Raw genomic sequence first — 3,206 nt, 5'->3', positions numbered from 1 at the left:
TCGACAGGGAGAAATTCTGGGGCTTTCTGAACGCTACCCAGGCGGATGAACTGGCCAAGCTGAAGGACCAGCCCAACTGGCAGCGGCTGGTGCTGGAGCATCTGAACAAGCGCATAAAAAAACACGGCATCCTCAAGACGCTGAAGAATGGCCTGTCGATCAATGATGCCCACCTCACCTTGCTCTACAGCGCGCCCTATAACGATATCAACCCGGAAGTGGCGGATAATTTCGAGCGCAACGTGTTTTCGGTAACGCGCCAGCTCTATTACTCGCAGGCCAATCCCAATCTGTCCATCGATATGGCGCTGTTCATCAACGGCCTGGCCATTGCCACGCTGGAGCTGAAAAACGCCTGGACGAGCCAGACCACCTACCACGCGATGAAGCAGTACCGGGAGGACCGTGATCCAAACGATCCGCTGTTGCAGTTCGGGCGCTGTCTGGTGCACTTCGCCGTCGATACCGACGAGGTCTATATGACCACGTGCCTGGCAGGCAAGAAGACGGTCTTTCTGCCATTCAACAAGGGATATAACCACGGCAAAGGCAATCCGCCCAATCCCGGTGGCCATCGTACTGCCTATCTGTGGCAGGAGATTCTCACCCGTTACAGCCTGACCAACATCATCGAGCACTTCGCCAAGCTGGTCGGGGAAAAGCCCAATGATCCGTTGCACCGGCGCACGCTGTTTTTTCCACGCTACCATCAGTTGGAGGTGATAAGGAAACTCCTGGATCACGCCAGAGATCATGGGGTAGGGCATACCTACCTGATTCAGCACAGCGCAGGCTCAGGCAAGTCCAACTCCATCACCTGGGCGAGCTACCAGCTGATTGAACAATACAAGCCGGGGAGCCATCATCCTGTCTTTGATTCGGTGGTGGTGGTCACCGACCGCCGCGTGCTCGACAAGCAACTGAAGAACAACATAAAGCTGTTCTCCGAGGTGAAGAACATCGTCGCCCATGCCGACAGTTCTCAGGATCTCAAGAAGGCGCTGGAGAGCGGCAAGAAAATCATCATCACCACCATCCAGAAGTTCCCGTTTATCGTGGATGGGATAGACGACCTGTCGGACAAGCATTTCGCAGTCATCATCGATGAGGCCCACAGCTCCCAGTCCGGCTCGGCGGCGGATAATCTCAACCGGTCGCTGGGCGAGGGCAGTGAATACGACGATGGCGAAGACGAGGTGCAAGACAAAATCCTGGAGACCATGCGCCGCCGCAAGATGCGCGGGAATGCCTCTTACTTTGCTTTTACCGCCACCCCGAAGAACGCCACCCTGGAACGCTTCGGTGAGCAACAAGCCGATGGCACTTTCAAGCCTTTTCATCTGTATTCCATGAAGCAGGCCATCGAGGAAGACTTCATCCTCGACGTGCTTGCCAGCTACACCACTTATCAGAGCTACTACGAGATCGAAAAGTCGATCCAGGACAACCCGCTGTTCGACAATACCAAGGCGCAGAAAAAGCTGCGGGCCTATGTCGAGGGCCACAAAGAGACTATTGCCATCAAGGCCGAGATCATGGTCAGCCACTTCATCGATCATGTGGTCAAGCCGAAGAAGCTCAAGGGCAAAGCCAAGGGCATGGTCGTCACACGGAATATCGAAACCGCCATCCATTATTACCAGAAGATTCGTGACCTCCTGAAAGAACGCAAAGCCGGATTCAAGGCGGTGATCGCCTTTTCCGGCAAAAAGACCGTCGATGGCATCGAATACACGGAAGAGGGCATCAACGGGTTTCCAAGCAAAGACATCGAGGACAGGTTCGACAGTGATGATTACCGCCTGCTGGTGGTCGCCAATAAATACCTGACCGGCTTCGACCAGCCCAAGCTCACCACCATGTATGTGGACAAGAAACTGCAAGGCGTTCTGGCCGTGCAGGCGGTGTCCCGCCTGAACCGCTGTAATCACAAGCTCGGCAAGCGCACGGAGGACATCTTCGTCCTTGACTTCTTCAATACCACCGATGCCATCAAAAAAGCCTTCGACCCGTTCTACACCGCCACCAGCCTGTCTTCCGCGACCGACGTGAACGTGCTGCACGAGCTGAAGGAATCATTGGACGAAGTGGGCGTGTACGAATGGCATGAGGTGGAGCAATTCAACGAACTGTTCTTCAAGAGCGTGCCCGCCGAACAACTCAGCCCGATTATCGATACCTGCGCAGAGCGCTTCAACAGCGAACTGGAACTGGACGACGATGCGAAAGCCGACTTCAAGATCAAGGCCAAACAGTTCGTCAAGATCTACGCCCAGGTCGCCTGCATCCTGTCATTCGATAACATCACCTGGGAGAAGCTGCACTGGTTCCTTAAGTTCCTGATTCCCAAGTTGAAGATCAAGGACAAGGACAAAGATGTGCTCGATGAGCTGCTGGAAAGCGTCGATCTTTCCACCTATGGTCTTGAAAGAACCAAACTCCGGGAAGAGATCGGGCTGGACAGATCTGAGAGCGAACTTGACCCGCAAAACCCGAATCCGCGTGGTGTTCCACCAGATGAGCCAGAGGTGGACACCCTGGACGAGATCATCAAGGCATTCAACGAGCGCTGGTTCCAGGGATGGGATGCCACGCCGGAAGAACAACGGGTCAAGTTCATCAACATCGCCAAACACGTGATGGATGACCCCAGCTACGAGACCCAGGTCGTCAACAACCCCGACAAACAAAACAGCCAACTGGCCCTGGAGAAGCTCATCCAGAACGCCGTCAGCAAGGAACGGCGACGGGAACTGGACCTGTACAAGAGCTACGCGCAGGATCCTGAGTTCAAGCGGGCTTTTGATGCATCGATTGTTAGGTTGCTCTCTCAGGGCAATGAACTCATCGAGCGCTTTATCAAGCCAAACGAAATCTAGAGGGTAAAATCGCATGCTTGATTTCTTTGCTACGTCTCGGGATGGTAATTATCTGTCTAGCCATTTGGGAGGGCATTAAATGCAGATCGTCAGATTGACAATCAACAACTTTCGTGGCGTCCAGGACGGGGAGCTGTATTTCTCAGGGGATACCGCTCTAGTAGGTGACAACAACACAGGAAAATCTACTGTTCTTGAAGCAATCGACCTAGTTCTACTTTGTCATATTTCCCCACCCCTCCGCCGACAGGATTCTGTGGCAGCCTGTCGTCGCCGGTGTCGCTCTTGAATAAGTCTGGCGAGTTGTTTGGGTGTAGGTTCTGGCTT

General features: G+C 53.9%; 2 protein-coding genes. Both read left to right on the top strand.

The features are described from left to right. The coding region (locus ACOCD2_RS15065; RefSeq protein WP_419601359.1) for a type I restriction endonuclease subunit R at positions 1-2,879 on the top strand (2,879 nt) is incomplete at its 5' end. Positions 2,880-2,958: 79 nt separating this feature from the next. Then, entirely contained in the window at positions 2,959-3,168 is a 210-nt protein-coding gene (locus tag ACOCD2_RS15060; protein ID WP_293672786.1) for an AAA family ATPase, read from the top strand. Positions 3,169-3,206 lie beyond the last annotated feature (38 nt).

The sequence above is a fragment of the Thiolapillus sp. genome, assembly GCF_048562965.1.
GTDB classification, from domain to species: domain Bacteria; phylum Pseudomonadota; class Gammaproteobacteria; order Chromatiales; family Chromatiaceae; genus Thiolapillus; species Thiolapillus brandeum_A.
The sequence above is the reverse complement of the archived record's forward strand: the minus strand, read 5'-3'. Positions and strand labels throughout refer to the sequence as shown.